At 36.5% G+C, this 16,261-nt stretch carries 16 protein-coding genes; 11 read left to right on the forward strand and 5 right to left on the reverse strand.

The genetic code is table 11. The annotated features are described in order from the left end of the window. Positions 1–16: 16 nt before the first annotated feature. Positions 17–787 carry an SDR family NAD(P)-dependent oxidoreductase gene (locus ACOZIR_RS20850; protein ID WP_045295329.1) on the reverse strand — a complete coding sequence of 257 codons (771 nt, stop codon included), beginning with the start codon at positions 785–787 and terminating at the stop codon, positions 17–19. Positions 788–992: 205 nt separating this feature from the next. On the opposite strand from ACOZIR_RS20850, the gene ACOZIR_RS20855 reads away from it, so the two are divergent. The 3 genes from ACOZIR_RS20855 (at position 993) to ACOZIR_RS20865 (ending at position 4,822) form a co-directional block, all read left to right on the forward strand. Next, complete coding sequence (locus ACOZIR_RS20855; RefSeq protein ID WP_310878759.1) at positions 993–2,606, forward strand: sensor histidine kinase; 1,614 nt, start codon at positions 993–995, stop codon at positions 2,604–2,606. Then, on the forward strand, positions 2,603–3,310 hold the full coding sequence (locus ACOZIR_RS20860; protein ID WP_221777561.1) for a response regulator: 708 nt from the start codon (positions 2,603–2,605) through the stop codon (positions 3,308–3,310). The genes ACOZIR_RS20855 and ACOZIR_RS20860 overlap by 4 nt, the downstream gene beginning before the upstream one ends. Positions 3,311–3,514: 204 nt before the next feature. Then, complete coding sequence (locus ACOZIR_RS20865) at positions 3,515–4,822, forward strand: citrate:proton symporter (RefSeq protein WP_310878761.1); 1,308 nt, start codon at positions 3,515–3,517, stop codon at positions 4,820–4,822. A 35-nt stretch (positions 4,823–4,857) separates the two neighbouring features. Here ACOZIR_RS20865 and ACOZIR_RS20870 read toward each other — a convergent pair whose 3' ends face one another. Continuing rightward, the gene (locus ACOZIR_RS20870) at positions 4,858–5,457 is read right to left on the reverse strand and encodes a DedA family protein (protein WP_014460120.1); all 600 of its coding nucleotides are present in this window, start codon (positions 5,455–5,457) and stop codon (positions 4,858–4,860) included. Positions 5,458–5,793: 336 nt separating this feature from the next. On the opposite strand from ACOZIR_RS20870, the gene ACOZIR_RS20875 reads away from it, so the two are divergent. The 8 genes from ACOZIR_RS20875 to ACOZIR_RS20910 all read left to right on the forward strand — a co-directional run bounded on the left by ACOZIR_RS20875 (position 5,794) and on the right by ACOZIR_RS20910 (position 13,089). Next, on the forward strand, positions 5,794–7,074 hold the full coding sequence (locus ACOZIR_RS20875) for a GntP family permease (RefSeq protein ID WP_415383184.1): 1,281 nt from the start codon (positions 5,794–5,796) through the stop codon (positions 7,072–7,074). A gap of 19 nt (positions 7,075–7,093) precedes the next feature. Further along, a complete protein-coding gene (locus ACOZIR_RS20880; protein WP_013057034.1) occupies positions 7,094–7,870 on the forward strand; it encodes a 3-hydroxybutyrate dehydrogenase in 777 nt (258 codons plus the stop codon). 195 nt (positions 7,871–8,065) lie between these two features. Beyond that, positions 8,066–9,526 (forward strand): aminoacyl-histidine dipeptidase, encoded by a 1,461-nt coding sequence (locus ACOZIR_RS20885; RefSeq protein WP_421535797.1) that lies wholly within the window; start codon positions 8,066–8,068, stop codon positions 9,524–9,526. 244 nt (positions 9,527–9,770) lie between these two features. After that, entirely contained in the window at positions 9,771–10,244 is a 474-nt protein-coding gene (locus tag ACOZIR_RS20890) for a hypothetical protein (RefSeq protein ID WP_029714707.1), read from the forward strand. A gap of 174 nt (positions 10,245–10,418) precedes the next feature. Beyond that, entirely contained in the window at positions 10,419–10,994 is a 576-nt protein-coding gene (locus ACOZIR_RS20895) for a GNAT family N-acetyltransferase (protein WP_045295323.1), read from the forward strand. A gap of 162 nt (positions 10,995–11,156) precedes the next feature. Continuing rightward, positions 11,157–11,486 (forward strand): PadR family transcriptional regulator, encoded by a 330-nt coding sequence (locus ACOZIR_RS20900; RefSeq protein ID WP_080890248.1) that lies wholly within the window; start codon positions 11,157–11,159, stop codon positions 11,484–11,486. A gap of 15 nt (positions 11,487–11,501) precedes the next feature. Further along, positions 11,502–12,221 (forward strand): pentapeptide repeat-containing protein, encoded by a 720-nt coding sequence (locus ACOZIR_RS20905; protein WP_045295322.1) that lies wholly within the window; start codon positions 11,502–11,504, stop codon positions 12,219–12,221. A gap of 199 nt (positions 12,222–12,420) precedes the next feature. Next, positions 12,421–13,089, forward strand: coding sequence for an O-methyltransferase (locus tag ACOZIR_RS20910; protein ID WP_045295321.1), 669 nt, complete (start codon positions 12,421–12,423; stop codon positions 13,087–13,089). Between the two features lie 229 nt (positions 13,090–13,318). On the opposite strand, the gene ACOZIR_RS20915 is transcribed toward ACOZIR_RS20910, so the two are convergent. From ACOZIR_RS20915 to ACOZIR_RS20925, 3 genes are all read right to left on the reverse strand, one after another. Beyond that, complete coding sequence (locus ACOZIR_RS20915) at positions 13,319–14,230, reverse strand: LysR family transcriptional regulator (RefSeq protein WP_421535798.1); 912 nt, start codon at positions 14,228–14,230, stop codon at positions 13,319–13,321. A 475-nt stretch (positions 14,231–14,705) separates the two neighbouring features. Next, positions 14,706–14,840 carry a hypothetical protein gene (locus tag ACOZIR_RS20920; protein WP_013057043.1) on the reverse strand — a complete coding sequence of 45 codons (135 nt, stop codon included), beginning with the start codon at positions 14,838–14,840 and terminating at the stop codon, positions 14,706–14,708. Positions 14,841–14,977: 137 nt separating this feature from the next. Further along, complete coding sequence (locus ACOZIR_RS20925) at positions 14,978–16,240, reverse strand: dicarboxylate/amino acid:cation symporter (protein ID WP_045295318.1); 1,263 nt, start codon at positions 16,238–16,240, stop codon at positions 14,978–14,980. Between the last annotated feature and the right edge of the window lie 21 nt (positions 16,241–16,261).

Below are 16,261 nucleotides of genomic sequence, written 5' to 3' on the forward strand. Positions count from 1 at the left end.
AAGGGTGCTTTTCTGTTTACGAATCTGAGCTTGTTGCTCTTTCTGCATATGGATAGATAGGATCTTTTAATTGAAATTCGTAAGTCACTCCATCTACAAGTCCTACCGTTTTATTGCTATCATAAAGGTCCAGCATAAAAGCAGCCATTTCTTTTGACGTATGAAACTTAGGTACTCGTCCTTCGTATTCAAAATCACTCATATCCATCGAACGCTGTGCAAATTCTGTTTCAGTAGCTGCCGGAGCTAGAACTTTAGCCTGCATTTTTGATCCTCTTCCTCTTAATTCTTGAGAAAGACCTTCTGTAAATGCACTTACGTAGAATTTTGTTGCGCAATAAGTGACTGCATCAGCAACAATGGTGTAGCCGCCTCCAGAAGAGACGTTAATAAGCTGTGTACCTTCAACGTTTTCATAATCTCTTACAAATAGAGATGAAAGAATGGTTAAGGCTTCGATATTTAAATGGAGCATTGTTTCAATTTTAGTTAATTTTTGTTCACCAACAGAAGCAAAATTTCCGAATCCAGCATTGTTAATCCATGTTTCTAACTCATATTCTTTAAGCGACTCATAAAACGTGTGAGCATTTTCTGCTACGGATAAATCAACCGACTGGATAATAACATTTACATCTTGGTTTAGTTCTTCAATCTTTCCTTTTAACTCATCCAGCTTGTCCTCTCTACGTGCAGCTAGTATAAGGTTTTTTCCGCGCGCTGCGAAAGCTAAAGCTGTTTCATATCCAATTCCTGAACTTGCGCCGGTGATTACTGTATATTTCATGTTGATTCCTCCATTTTCGATGTTTTCGAATTGATTATAATTGTTAAAGTATACTTTAAGTCAAGCGTTTATTGAATTTGTTTTTCCCTTTATAAGTCTGATGATAAACATTTGAAGTTTGGTGCTAAACTTTCTTTTTTTATGCTAAACTTAAAACAAAAGGCGGTATTTTATTTCATTATTAATTCCTTAAAAGGAGGAATGTATGCGTTCTCTTTACGTGAATAGAAGACCTAGTTTACTTGCCCAAATCACATTACTCATCACGGTAGTTATTCTTGTTAGTACCGTCCTTGTATGCATTTTATTTTCTGCAATGGTAGATGAAATTGTCGAAAAATATGTAGGCAATCAAGCTATGACAGTAGCAAAATTAGCTTCTGAAGATAAAATTATTGTAAAAGCTTTTAAGAAGAAAAATCCTCCTGAGCACATCCAACCTGTTGCTGAAAAAATAAGAAAAACCACAGGGGCAGATTACGTTACCATCGCTAATGATAAAGGAATACGCTATTCTCATCCCAATAGGAGTTACATTGGAAAACATACTAAAACAAGCAATGAAGCTTCTTTAAAAAAGCATCAATCCATTATTTATAAAGGAAAAGGAATTTCAGGATTTGCAATTAAAGCCAAAACCCCCATATGGGATAACCAAGGAAACGTAATAGGTGTTTCTTCGGTAGGGTTTCTTGTAAGCAATATAGAAAAACAGATTAATGACTATAGAATAAAAATCATTAAATTGTCCTGTATTCCTTTTCTTATTGGAGTATTTGGAGCTTTCTTCATTGCAAGGCGGGTAAAAAGACTAATATTCGGGCTGGAACCAGAGGAAATTTCTTTTCTTTTTAAAGAAAAAGAGGCTACCCTTGAATCCATTCGAGATGCTACTGTTACTGTAAATGTCGAAAAATATGTAACGTCGATGAATAGAAGGGCTAGAGAGCTCTTTGATAACCTTCATTTAGCAATAGGAGGAGAGATAAAGAACGCCCGTTTAGGACAGCTAATTGATCAAGCAATAGAAGAGCAGTGCGTGTATTCTAACCAATCTCTTCTACTAGATGGCCAGCAGTATATTTTAGATTTATCTCCTATTGTAAGAAAAAAAGAAGTGCAAGGTATCGTTCTTACCATAAGAACTTTATCACAAATTGAAGAATTGACTGAAGAGATTTCTAAAATTAAAATGTTTTCTGATAATTTACGCGCTCAAAATCACGAATTTTTAAATAAGCTGAACGTGATTTACGGGTTATTAAGGTTAAAGAAATATGAGCATGTCATGCAAATGATTTCATCAGAGGTAAAGGAACGCCAAGATATTATTTCTTTTTTAATGTCTTCTGTGAAGGATCCTTTGATTGCTGCCTGCTTACTTGGGAAAATCAATCGCTCGAAAGAATTGGACGTCACTTTAGAAATTGATCAAGATAGTAACTTAACAAGTACTTTAGATATCGAAGATGCAAAAAACGTTGTTTCCATCTTGGGGAATTTAATTGATAATGCGCTCGAGGCTGTACGAGAACATAAAGGTCACGTATTGGTATCTTTTACAGATGTAGGAAACGACCTGATTTTTGAAGTTGAAGACGATGGACAAGGGATATCAAAAGAAGTAGAAAATATGATTTTTATAGATGGTTATACAACGAAAAAAGGTGAAAATCACGGGATTGGATTGACCATTGTTAAAAGATCTGTAGAGTTGCTTAAAGGCGAACTGTACATAAGCAAAAGCATGTTACAAGGGGCAAGGTTCACATTAGTTATCCCAAAGCTATTAAATAACGAAAAGGAAGAATCGATATGACTGAAAATCAAATTAATGTCATGATTATAGAAGATGATTCTACAGCTGCACAAATTTATGAGCAGTTTACTAAAAAATTAGAACATTTCACTATTGTTGCGACAGCAGGATCTGGAGAACAGGCTTTAGAGTTACTAACAATATTTACGCCGCAATTAATTTTATTAGATGTCTTTTTACCGGATATCAACGGAGTGGAACTGCTATGGGAAATTAGAAAGAACTATCGAGGGATCGACATTATTTTAATAACGGCGGCCAATGATGTTGAAACAGTAGGAGAAGCAATAAGAGGCGGAGCATTTGGTTATTTGGTGAAACCTGTAATTATTGATAAATTTTTATCTACTTTAAAACATTATCAGTCTACGAGAATAGAATTAACTGAAAATAAAATGATTAATCAAGACAAAATAGACCATTTATTTAGAACACATCATAATCGACGCAATCAATCAGCGGCTGCAGTAACAGAATTTCCTAAAGGCATTGATAAACATACTCTTCGTTTAGTCAGAGATAAAGTTTGCAAAGTTCAGGAAAGCTTGAATGTAGATGAGTTTGCTCAATTAGTGGGTATCAGTTATTCAACAATGAGAAGGTATTTAGAGTATTTAGTATCGTGTAAGGAAATGCAGGTGGAAATAGTATATGGAAGTGTAGGGAGGCCTGAACGGAAATATCGAGTAACTAATCTTACATAACATAAAAACGAGATAGCGGTTTTTTATCCGCTATCTCGTTTTTATGTAGAAATGACGCATGAAAAAAATGAAAAAAATTACTTTTATAAAAGATATCAAACTTATGTTGGTTATCTATGAACCTGCTTCAACAAGTGATACCTTTTTAGTAACGTGTAGCAAGTAAAAAAATGAAAACGTTATCAAAAAGGAGGAAAAATATCTATGCTTTCTTTATTAGGATTTTTAATGGTTGCAGTGTTCATGTATTTAATCATGTCAAAGCGACTTACCCCAATGGTTGCTCTTATAATTATTCCCATCATATTTGGTCTAATAGGCGGTTTTGCTAGTGGAATGGGACCTATGATGCTAGAGGGTGTAAAAGACATTGCTCCTACAGCTATTATGATTTTATTTGCTATTTTATATTTTGGGTTGATGATTGATTCAGGATTGTTCGACCCTCTTGTTTCATTCATTTTAAAGGTTGTAAAAGGAGATCCTCTAAAAATCGTTGTAGGGACCGCTGTGCTTTCAATGATGGTTGCTTTAGATGGGGATGGAACTACTACATATATGATAACGGTTTCTTCTTTGCTTCCGCTATATAAGCGCTTAGAAATGAATCCGCTTATCCTTGCAGGAGTTGCGATGCTATCTATGGGAGTTATGAATATGACTCCCTGGGGAGGTGCTTCTGCTATGGCTATGAGTTCATTAAATTTAGATTCGTCTCAGTTGTTTTTGCCTTTGATACCTGTAATGGGTTTTGGACTTCTATGGGTACTGATTGTTTCTTTTGTCCTTGGAAGAAGGGAAAGAAAAAGGTTAGGAGTTATCAATATTAAACATTCTGCAAATGAAATTGCACACGCACATGAATTAGAGGGAACAGCGCAGCATCCAGACTATCGACGTCCTAAGTTAGTATGGTTTAATTTTCTCCTTACGGTTAGTCTTATGGTGTGCTTAATTATGGACTTCATGTCGCTGATGCTTTTGTTCATGGTAGCGTTTGCTATTGCATTACTAATAAATTATCCAAACATCAAAGATCAACAGCAGCGAATTTCATCTCATGCAAATAATGCGGTAGCCGTCGTTTCAATTGTTATTGCAGCAGGTATTTTTACAGGAATCATGTCTGGAACAAAGATGATTGATGCTATGGCAAATACGCTTGTAGGAATAATTCCAGATGCAATGGGCCCTTTTTTGCCAGTTGTAGTAGCGTTTTTAAGTGCCCCTTTTACATTTTTCATGTCCAATAATGCTTTTTATTTTGGTGTACTGCCGATTATTGCTCAAGCTGCCGAAAGTTATGGGATTAGCGCAGCTGAAATTGGAAGAGCTGCTATTTTAGGCCAACCTGTTCACGTGATAAGCCCCTTGGTAGCAGCAGCTCACTTATTAATTGGAATGGTAGGAATTGAATTTAGTGATTTGCAACGATTTTTAATTAAGTGGGCGCTAGGAACTACGGCAGTGATGACACTAGCTGCATTAATTTTAGGCGTTATTTCCATTTAATAAAAAAAGACCCCTCGGGGTCTTTTTTTATACTCTTAAGTTGAACTAGACTGTTCGCTGCAGCTGCTTTTTTTAAAATAAAACTTATAAATTAAAAATCCGCATACAGCCACTACCGCTGCAATTAGAATATAAGTTTGTGCATCTGAGATAAAAGATTGAATGGACTTAAAGTTTCCGATTTGTCCTAGCCAAAGCATGGCAATATTCAAAGGAAAGATACCAAGAAATGTGAGCAGAGCAAACGGCATAGGTTTCACTTTAGATAGCCCTGAAAGGTAGGAAATGTAGTTGCCGAGCCCTAAAGGACGAGCAATAGCAATACTCCATAATCCGCATTTTTTAAACCATTTTTGTGATTTCTCAAACGCTTTTTTTTTCTTTGATAATTTTTTCTTTACCTTATCTTCTAATTTATAGCCTATCCCATACGGTATAAAGCTAAAAGCTGTATAAACAGCGCTTCCTGCAAGAGCGATTAATAATAATTTCACTATGTGCATGTTTAATAAGTATCCGTAGGTAAGGGTGAGAAGAGAACCAGGAAACGGCAGGGAGGAAGCCTCAATGGCCAGTCCGCTTAAAAGTCCCCAAATTCCAAATTGTTTCAGTAAGTCTGTTATGAAGTGTAGCATAAGATCGCCTCTTTTTCTGTGTCATAACATTCAAATACCCATCTATATGTTCGGAAAAACTTATAAGAGAAAAGAAAATAAAGGAAGAGAGCAGGATGTGAAAGAAAAAAATTAGCTTGTACAAGAAAAAAGAAAAGAAGTGTATTTTATAGTTTCTACTCAGAATTAAATTATAGGGGGAAAATAATCGAGTGCGAATTTTTAAATAAACTACGACTTTTATTCATAGTTTTGATTCCTTTTATTCATTTTACTTATAAAACTAACGGGTGTAAACTTGTTTTGTTGTGAAATAATCCATTATGTATATGTACTAAAAGGAAAGGAGGTTACCGTGTGGTTATTATTGTAGGATTGTTATTGTTGATGTTTTTTGCTTATCTAGGATGGTCTATTATCTGGGTAGCACCTGTTGTAGCTACGTTTGTTGCTTATTTTAGCGGTTTAAAAGTACTGCCTACTTATACAGATGTGTATATGGGAGGCTTTGTAGATTTCGCTGCAAAATGGTTCCCCATCTTTTTATTAGGAGCCGTCTTTGGAAAGCTAATGGAAGATACAGGCGCAGCTAAGTCGTTGGCGCAGCGCATTGCTAAATTGTTTGGAAGTAAAAGAGCCATTTTAGGAGTGCTGATTGCTTCAGCTATTTTGACATACGGCGGAGTGAGTCTATTCGTTGTTGTCTTTGCGATTTATCCCTTAGCAATCGCGCTATTTCGAGAAGCTAACGTATCGCGAAATTTACTGCCAGCAACCATTGCACTCGGAGCATTTACATTTACAATGACAGCGATTCCAGGTACGCCTCAAATTCAAAATCTGATTCCGACTGCTGCATTTAAAACCAATGCAATGTCCGGTTCGATTATTGGAATTGTCTCAGGCCTTATTATGGCAGTGGGAGGCTATTTATGGTTAGCTTATCGCGATAAAAAATTAAAAGCTAAAAATCAAGGATTTACCGAGCCTAATGAATCATCGGTTGCCGCAAGTGAAGAGCAGGACTCGATGAATGTGATATTAGCTATTTTACCGCTGATTATCGTTGTCATGACATTAAACGTTTTAAAATGGGAGCCTATCGTATCATTATTAATTGGTATTTTTTCTATTTTACTTATTAATTTCAAACACTATAAGACGTTTATTTCTTCTATAAATGAAGGAACAAAAGGATCCGTAATGGCTGTTATTAACACGAGTGCAGCAGTTGGTTTCGGCTCGGTTATTACAGCAGTTCCAGAGTTTAAAGATGTCACGCACGTGCTGCTAAACGTCTCGAGTAATCCGCTCGTTTCAGAAGCGTTAAGCGTTCAAGTGCTAGCGATGATCACGGGTTCAGCATCCGGTGGTATGGGTATTGCGCTTCAAGCATTAGGAGATACGTGGTATCACTTGTCTCAAACGACGAATTTAAGCGCCGATGCTCTTCACCGCATTGCAAGCGTTGCGTCAGGTGCATCTATTTTACCGCATAACGGTGCGCTGTTAACGCTATTAGCCGTAACTGGTCTTCGGCATAAAGAAACGTATAAAGACGTATTTGTTGTTGCATTTATCATTCCGACAATCGCTTTATTTGCAGGAGTCGCATTAGCGGCAGCCGGTATTATTTAAAAACAGGAGGAGAATACACATGGTTGAAAATCAAGTAATTGTAATCACAGGAGCAGCAAGAGGAATTGGATTTGAAATAGGTAAACGATTCGCAGAAAACGGCGGAAAAATTGTGTTATCCGACATTGATCAAGCTGCTGTAGAAGCTGCAGCACAAAATCTTCGTGAAGCTGGATTCGAAGCGCTTGGTGTCAAAGCCGATGTAACAAAAGAAGAAGAAATCAAACATTTAATTGAAACAGCAAACGCACATTTTGGAGCGGTTCATACGTTCATTAACAACGCTGGCTTACAGCATGTTTCTCCAATCGAAGAGTTTCCAACTGAAAAATATGAGTTAATGATTAAAATTATGCTAACAGCTCCATTTATGGCGATTAAGCACGCGTTTCCAATCATGAAAAAACAAGGATTCGGACGTATTATTAACGTTTCTTCTATCAACGGTTTAATCGGTTTTGCGGGCAAAGCAGCTTATAACAGTGCCAAACACGGTGTGATCGGCTTAACAAAAGTAGCTGCTCTTGAAGGTGCAGCACATGGTATTACGGTTAATGCACTTTGTCCTGGCTATGTGGATACACCACTAGTAAGAGGTCAGTTAGATGGTTTAGCTAAAACAAGAAACGTACCATTAGAAAGCGTTCTTGAAGAAGTTATTTATCCTTTAGTCCCTCAAAAAAGATTACTAGACGTTAGCGAAATTGCTGACTATGCTATCTTCTTGGCGAGTGATAAAGCAAAAGGTGTAACTGGTCAAGCGGTAGTAATGGACGGCGGATATACAGCTCAATAAAAAATAGAATAAATCATTAAAAGCATAAATGAGTCCAACGGGCTCATTTATGCTTTTTTAGGTTATATCTATTCTATTGAGTTAATCAACGTTAAAATATAATTAGGCTATACATAAAAAAGCCTCATATGCTATTTCTACTGTAAAGATAAATAGTATGATAAAAGAGTGTACAGATTAGAAAGGATGATACATATGGTGCAAACAGTAAATGAATTAATTAAACATCCGGTTTTTTATTTCTTTAACGAAATCTCAGCTATTCCTAGAGGATCTGGAAATGAAAAAGAAATTAGTAACTATTTAGTTTCTTTTGCAAAAGAAAGAAGCCTTGAGGTTATACAAGACGAGGCTTTAAATGTAATCATTAAAAAGCCGGCAGCTAAAGGATATGAAAATGCTCCAACCATCATTTTGCAAGGACATATGGACATGGTATGCGAGTTAAATAAAGGAACTGTCCATGATTTTGAAAAAGATCCGCTTCAACTGCGAGTTGTGGAAGATATGCTTTATGCAGATGGTACTACGTTAGGAGCTGACAACGGTATTGCCGTTGCATATGCACTGGCTTTACTAGATGCTCAAAATATAGCACATCCTTCTCTTGAAGTAGTCATTACTACTGAAGAAGAAACAACTATGGGGGGAGCTATTGCTGTAAATCCGGCTCATTTTGAAGGGGAAATCTTTATTAATCTTGATACAGAAGAAGACGGAAAGCTGCTTGTCAGCAGCGCAGGCGGGGTAAAAGGTGTACTTCGTATCCCGCTAAGCTGGGAGACGCCTTCCGATAAGTCAGAGACATACAGCTTAAGCATCGGTGGATTGCGCGGTGGACATTCCGGAATGGAAATTGACAAAGAGAGAGGAAATGCTAATAAACTGCTAGGGAGAGTTTTATATGATTTACAGCAAGAACTTTCCTATTCTTTAAGCAGCATTAGCGGAGGATTAAAATCAAATGCGATTCCCCGTGAATCAGAAGCAATTCTAACGCTGGAGCCTTCTGAGGTAGGAAAGTTTGAAAATAAGGTTCGTGAGTGGAACGAAATAGTAAAGAACGAATTACAAGCGGCTGATCCGGGCGTCTATTTGAAAATGAACAAATCTTCTTGCGTTAAGAAATGTTTTACAAAAGAAACAACAGAACGAATTGTACAAGCCATTATGCTAACACCAAACGGCGTTCAAAGCATGAGTATGAATATTGAAGGATTAGTAGAATCTTCTACCAACTTAGGCGTAATCACTACTAGCGAATCTGAGGTTGTTCTTCAAAATGAAATTCGCAGCTCAGTAAAAAGCTTAAAAGAAAAAATAGTAAGCCAAGTGCGAATCCTTGCTCAATTAGTCGGAGGAACAGTTGAAACAAAAGGTAATTATCCTGAATGGGCGTACAATGGAGATTCAAAAATTCGTGAATTATGTAAAAAGGTTTACAAAGAAAAGTATGGAGAAGAGGCAGAGATCATCGCTATCCATGCTGGAATTGAATGCGGTATTTTCCTAGAAAAAATCCCTGGATTAGATGCCATTTCGCTTGGACCCGATATGTACGACGTTCATACGCCTGATGAGCACCTGAGCATTTCGTCTACTATTAAGACATGGGAATATTTATTAGCAGTATTAACAGAAGCAAATAAGATATAAAGTTATCAGGATCCCTATAATTTTTTAAAAAGAGCTTCTGCAAAGGAGCTCTTTTTCATTCGTCATTTATCATATAATAAACAGGGTGCCCTCAATGCAACAGGCAATTGAGAACATTTATGTAAGCGCTTTACAAATAAAGGTTTTAAAATGGCCCTAAAAGAGGTAAACAATTACTAAAACGATAGACAAATAAATTCAAAACAAGCTCTGCAACTAATAAATTAGTAGGGAGAGAATGTATATGAATGATAATAGTCTTATCAAAGATCCCTTTTTGGAAAAAGGAGAAATTGAATTTTTAGAATTAAAGAAAGAAGAAATACGTTATCTAAAGTTCGATCGGTTTTTAAAAGTCATTAAAGCACTTAATCAACGCAGTGATAAAGGCTATCAAAGTCTTATGCTTTCCGTTGATGGCTTTAAAAGTAATTCAAGAGAATTATATGAGATAGAGGAGTTTCGCAGATACGTAAATCTGTTAATTAATCAAGTTCCTCAAATGTTATTTTATATTCATGATAAAAATAAAATGACTAATCAAATTTTGAAGAGTTTATCAAACAATAGCAGTCAACAGGCGTCTATAGATCCTAAAAAAGCACGTTTAATGATTGACGCCATACAGGAGCAAATAGAGAAAACAGAGGATAAAGAAATAAAGGAGGATCTTTCTGATTTCGTATGTAAAATACAGAGCTTTGTGAATCCGTATTAACAGCTTCCAATAGAAAAAGTAGAATCTACGGGATAAAAAGTACGAGAGCTTAAAGCTTCTCGTGCTTTTTTGTTGGAAAAACTGTAGAAAAAGAAAAGGATTATCAACATATATTGATAAATAATAAAGGGAAAACTTCATATTCGGACGTGAAATAATCAGGAGGAATGAACATTGGATCATATTGAAATAAGAAGACCAAAAATAGAAGACAGCGCAGAAATCCACGAACTTTTTAGCGCAGTGATTACAGATACTTTTCATAAAGAAGGCTTATCTGACATGGTGAACGATATACAAATAGAAATTGAAAGTAAAAGAAGATATTTAAAATGCGACCTTAATAGCAATGGAAAACATCGATTCTTTTGGCTTGCGATAGATACGTGTACCAATAAAATTATTGGCTGTATTGAATATGGTCCTGTTAGTGAATTAATTACGGCGTGTACAAAAGGGGAGCTGCAGGGATGGATTGAAATCGGCACAGTTTTTGTTCATCCAAAGTACCAAAGAAACGGGGTAGGAACACTGCTTGTACATATTATGCTGCTTACGCTTCAAAGCAGAGAAATTAAAAAAATCTGTTTGGACAGCGGATACAAGAATGCTCAGAACGTATGGAAAAAAACATTTGGAGAACCACATTATCTAGTAAAAGATTACTGGAGCAAAGGGTATCATCACATGATTTGGAAAATAGAAACAGAACGTACACCGATAGTATTTAAATTCAGTCATAACGGATAATAAGATGTCTTCTAAAAAATAGCCGGTAGAAACGTACCGGCTATTTTTTACGGATTGAGCTGCTTGCATATATGAGCAATTATAAATCAGATTAGTTTATTAAATATAATACCTTGACTGTCATAGTAATATGATTTAAATTATACATAAAGAGGTGATACTTTGGTATATGCAAAAATGTCTTCAGATTTACTTCGGGGACATACAGATACAATGATTCTAAAATTACTTCTCAGCGGCGATAAGTATGGTTATGAAATTAGTAAGCTTATTTATACCCACTCTAAAGAGCAGTATGAATTAAAAGAAGCCACAATGTATTCAAGCTTGAAGCGTCTAGAAAAGGATGAACATATTCTTTCTTACTGGGGAGATGCCGTACAAGGCGGTCGCAGAAAATACTATAAAATTACAGAACAAGGAAAAAGCATATATAAACAAAACAAAGAAAACTGGGAGCAAGCGAAAAAAATTATTGATTTGTTGCTGTAAGAAAGGATGTTATAAATGAACGAAAGAATAAAAAATCATGTGCATAACATTTTTGCTCCTTATCAGGATGTAAAAAACGTTCAAGATTTAGAAGAAGAACTATCACAGAATTTGCAGGAAAAGTTTACAGACTACAAAAAAGACGGACACAGTGAGGAACAGGCTTATCATATGACAATCAATTCTATTGGTGATCTCACTGAACTGATTGAATCAATGAATGTAGCCACAAAGGAATTGAAGCAAACCGTTCCTATGGATTTTTCAAAGACCGAGCTTGCAAAATCTGATTTTCGTTCTGTATCGGTGTATAAAGGGAAATTTAATGCAAGTAATTTGAACGAATCTGATTTTAGCTACGCAGACCTTACAGACAGCATGTTTAAAAGCAGTAATTTAACGAAAGCGATATTTCATCACGTTAATCTGACAGGCGTACAGTTTAAATGGGCAAATTTTAAACAGGCTAGTTTTAAAGATTGTATCTATGACAATACGTACTTTAAGCAATGTAATTTAACAGAGATTGTGTTTGACGAAGAAACATTTAACGGAACAATCTTTGAAGGAACATCATTAAAAAAATCCTCATTTCGCAACGCAACTTTGCTAAATGTACAGTTTCGAGGATCAGATTTAAAGAAATCCGATTTTGAAGGTGCAAAAATGGATAAATTGACATATAACTTTTTAAAAAGCGCCAAGATAGATCTTAGTAAAGTTACGATTATTTAAAGATAAAAAAGACCTCTCTGAAGGTCTTTTTTATGGACACATAACAATTCTTTTTAAGAGCGAGCAGGATAGTTTAGTAGAGAGCTAGAACACATTCATAATACGAACGATTACGGCAACAAGCTGGATATGAGAAAAACATATTCGTATCTTTTAAATAATAATAAAGCTTTTATGACTTATGTAGAGGAGTATGGAAATGTCTATATATGAAATTTGGAATGAAGTGGATCTTTATATGAATAATAAGCTTATACAACCTGACCCCATTCTTGAGGAGGTATTGAAGGCAAATCAAGAGGCTGGACTACCTGCTATCGACGTCTCGCCTAGTCAAGGAAAGTTTCTGCATTTGTTAGCTTCATTAAAAGGAGCTAAACGCATTTTGGAAATTGGCACTCTTGGAGGTTACAGCACCATTTGGCTAGCCAGAGCTCTTCCGAAAGACGGGCAGCTTATTACGCTGGAATTAAACTCTCAGCATGCAGAAGTAGCAAGAGCTAATTTAAAAAGAGCGGGAGTAAGTCACTTAGTAGAAGTCATTGTCGGCCCCGGGCTTGATACATTAGCTGTATTAAAGGATAGGAGAACAGAGCCGTTCGATCTTATCTTTATTGATGCTGACAAGCCGAATAACCCCAATTACTTAAAGTGGGCCTTGAAATTATCGAAAAAAGGAAGTCTGATTATTTGTGATAATGTTGTTCGTCAAGGGCATGTGGTGAATGCAGAAAGTGAAGATGAAAATGTAAAGGGAATTCGCCAATTTATGAATGCTCTGGCTCAAGAAAAACGAATCAGTGCCACGGCTATACAAACCGTTGGAAGCAAAGGCTATGATGGCTTTATTTTAGGAATTGTTGAATGATAGAACTCGTGTTACATATAAAGAGGCTGGGACAAAAGTAGTTTTGTTGAAGGAAAATCCGCACGATGAATTCAAATTCTTGATGGAGAATCTCGATTCATCGTGCGGATTTTCTCATGGTGATAGTAAACGTAGATTTCATGCATGTATTTGCTTTTAGCTGTTCAGATCATGTATCCGATCCGTTTGTCTTTAGAGTGGATTGATGCCGTTATCTCCCAGCCTCTATTTAATTTGCGTCCAACTTATTTGTCATTTGTTTTTCGGTTAAAAAACTAATTAATTCTCGTACAGCAAATGAACTGTAGCGTTCTTTTAACAGAATAATTCCAAGTTCCCACATCATTTCTGGATCTGCAATAGGTATCGTAATAATGTTCGGGTCCTTCACCTTGGCATAAAGCGATTCGGGCAAAATAGCAATACCAAGTTCTGCCGCTGTTAATTCAATAATTAAATCCCATTGAGAGCTTTTATACGCGATAGAAGGCACAAAGCCTGATTTTAAAGCATCTTGAATTAACCGGTCGTGCAGCGTAAATTCTTCACTGAACATAATAAATTTTTCATCTTCCAATTCTTTCATCCAGACGGAAGAACGTTTCGCTAAAGGATGGTTTTTATGGGCGTATAACAGAAACCTTTCCTTAACGAAGGGGTATACGTGAAAATAATCATCATGACCGCTTGTGAGAGGAAGCATAACAATCCCCATATCTACACCAGCCTCTTCCACAAGCGCTTCAATTTTTTTTGCTCCAAATTCAATAAGCTCTAGAGATACTTTAGGGTATTGTTTATTAAATGATTTTGCAATCTTCGGGAAAAACAAGGTCCCGATGAGCGGAGGGACTCCCATCTTGATTTGCCCGGTTTGCAAATTCATCAAATCTCCCAACAAGTGAGGCATGTCTTTTAACACCGACAGAGCTTTAGTTGCCTGGTGATACACAACTTCTCCTGCATCAGTCAGCTTTAATTCTCTTGTCGAACGATCAAGAAGCTCAAATCCTAGTTCATTTTCTACTTTTTTGACGGCTTTACTTAAAGCCGTTTGTGACAAATGAACTTGCAGCGCTGCCTTTGTAAAATTTTTATGATTCGCTACCTCTATAAAGTATTCTAAGTCTCTGATTTCCATGTGAAACTCCATTTCTGCAAACTGCTTATCCTTTTTCTTTACTCTTTATTTTACCTATTAAATTATTTACTGTAAATGCGCTGATTAAAAAGGGAGAATCTATTCAATGAATAAAAACAGGGAAAAAATAAACTAAAGTTTCTGTCGAAGTTGATTTATAAAACAAATAATCTTTTTATAGAGAAACCTAGATTTTGCTATTAGCTGATGGGGAATATAAAGATTTTTGCATCTACGTTCGGGCAAAAATGCAAGACTTATCAAAATAACTGAAAGTCCAAAGGCTGCGGCTGTAATCTCTAGCCAAGAAAACATCATATCATTCCTCCTTTTACAAACCTATTAATAGAATATGTAAAAGTTTGAAAGGAGGTTGTACGATAGACCTATAACGAGCGGCGCTATGAAGCTCCTTCTAAAAATAAAATGACGTTAAAGAACGCAGAGCCTGTGCCACACGTTCTTTAACGTCATTTTATTTGCGCTCTTCAGCCTGATGCTCTTGTTTGTTTTGCTCAGTGAGACGTTTTTGATGAGCTTTTGTTTCTGCACTTACGTGATTCGCATCATTCGGTTGATTCTTCTTTGAACCTCCTGCAGCGTTACTCATTAGACGACACCTCCAGTCCGGTTATGCAACATACCTATAGAATGTGCGTATTTACAGACTTTATACATCGCTATCGATATTACTGCACACGAAAAAAGCAAAGGAAGAGTCACTAAGACTGTTCCTTTGCTTTTTTACTAGGCGACTTTATCGGTGGTGATAATTTTGTTAATCCAGTCTTTTCCTTCTGTAAACCTTGTAACAAGCATCGCTGTTACTGTATTTCCCGTACTGTTTAAAAGCGTAGCAGGGGCGTCAATAATCGTTGAAATGACCGCAATAATAGGCAGGACTTCTGGAGAAAATCCATAAATTGTAATAATTAACATTTCGCCAATCATACCGCCTCCAGGAATCGCTCCCATTACGGCTCCAACTAAAAAGGCTACGCCTAAAATACTCAAAATACTCGTAGCAGACGTCATATCTTTGCCAAACAAACTGAATAAGAAAACAATTTTTAGAATACCGCCGATAACAGAACCATCTTTATGGGTGTTTGCTCCTAATGGAATAACTGTTTCAGCAATATCCAGCGGCACACCCATTTTCTTTGTTGCATCTAAATTAACTGGAATAGATGCAGCAGAAGAACAGGTAGCAATAGCGGTGATAGAAGGAGCGGCTGCATTTTTCCAGAACAGCTTAATTCCTGCTTTACCGCCAGCAATCCATGCGTATAGCGTAAAGAAGCCAAAATAGTAAACGATTGCAATTAATAAGTAAAGAATAAATGCTCTAGCGTACCCTTGTAAGATCTTTGGTCCAAGTTCTCCTACTACAGTAGCAAAATAGCATCCTAAACCAATTGGAGCATAGTACATCACAATTTTAACAACCTTCATCGATACTTCTTGACCAGAAGTCAGAAATTTCGCCATAGGCTGTCCTTTTTCACCAGCCATCGTTGTAGCAATACCGAAAATAACGGCAAAGACAATTAATTGTAAAATATGCTCTTTCGAAAATAACTGAACAAAATCAGGTACAGTAAATGTACTAACAAGCTGAGTTAAAAGGGCCATTTTTTCAGCTGTATTTTCACTGTCACCCATTAATTCTTTAATGGCAGAAGTATCTACGTTGTGCAGGGGATTGTAAAGTGAGGCGCCTAAAAAGCCTAGAACGGCTGAAACAGCAGCAGTGGCGACAAACACAACGGCAATACCCAGCATAATTTTACCAAGACGTTTCATTTCGTTCATGTTTGCGATCGCCGAAGCAACACTAAAAAAGACAAGGGGAACGATAATCATGAACATTAAATTAAGAAACAAATCACCAAAGGGCTTTACGACTGCCACATCGGGCCCGATAGCATATCCTGCTATCCCGCCAATTAAAATAGCGAGAAGCAGAATAAGCGATGATCTGTACGTTTTAAATACACTTAAAACCATAGTTAGATTTCCTCCAAACAA

The sequence above is a fragment of the Priestia sp. D3YE.R1 genome (assembly GCF_049199565.1).
Taxonomy (GTDB): domain Bacteria; phylum Bacillota; class Bacilli; order Bacillales; family Bacillaceae_H; genus Priestia; species Priestia aryabhattai.

Excerpts from the sequence above, each read along its gene's own strand:
- ACOZIR_RS20880 (WP_013057034.1), top strand. The coding sequence starts at position 7,094 with ATGGTTGAAAATCAAGTAATTGTAATCACAGGAGCAGCAAGAGGAATT.
- ACOZIR_RS20890 (WP_029714707.1), top strand. The coding sequence starts at position 9,771 with ATGAATGATAATAGTCTTATCAAAGATCCCTTTTTGGAAAAAGGAGAA.
- ACOZIR_RS20860 (WP_221777561.1), top strand. The coding sequence starts at position 2,603 with ATGACTGAAAATCAAATTAATGTCATGATTATAGAAGATGATTCTACA.
- ACOZIR_RS20855 (WP_310878759.1), top strand. The coding sequence starts at position 993 with ATGCGTTCTCTTTACGTGAATAGAAGACCTAGTTTACTTGCCCAAATC.
- ACOZIR_RS20915 (WP_421535798.1), bottom strand. The coding sequence starts at position 14,230 with ATGGAAATCAGAGACTTAGAATACTTTATAGAGGTAGCGAATCATAAA.
- ACOZIR_RS20870 (WP_014460120.1), bottom strand. The coding sequence starts at position 5,457 with ATGCTACACTTCATAACAGACTTACTGAAACAATTTGGAATTTGGGGA.
- ACOZIR_RS20850 (WP_045295329.1), bottom strand. The coding sequence starts at position 787 with ATGAAATATACAGTAATCACCGGCGCAAGTTCAGGAATTGGATATGAA.
- ACOZIR_RS20905 (WP_045295322.1), top strand. The coding sequence starts at position 11,502 with ATGAACGAAAGAATAAAAAATCATGTGCATAACATTTTTGCTCCTTAT.
- ACOZIR_RS20885 (WP_421535797.1), top strand. The coding sequence starts at position 8,066 with ATGGTGCAAACAGTAAATGAATTAATTAAACATCCGGTTTTTTATTTC.
- ACOZIR_RS20920 (WP_013057043.1), bottom strand. The coding sequence starts at position 14,840 with ATGAGTAACGCTGCAGGAGGTTCAAAGAAGAATCAACCGAATGATGCG.
- ACOZIR_RS20910 (WP_045295321.1), top strand. The coding sequence starts at position 12,421 with ATGTCTATATATGAAATTTGGAATGAAGTGGATCTTTATATGAATAAT.
- ACOZIR_RS20865 (WP_310878761.1), top strand. The coding sequence starts at position 3,515 with ATGCTTTCTTTATTAGGATTTTTAATGGTTGCAGTGTTCATGTATTTA.
- ACOZIR_RS20925 (WP_045295318.1), bottom strand. The coding sequence starts at position 16,240 with ATGGTTTTAAGTGTATTTAAAACGTACAGATCATCGCTTATTCTGCTT.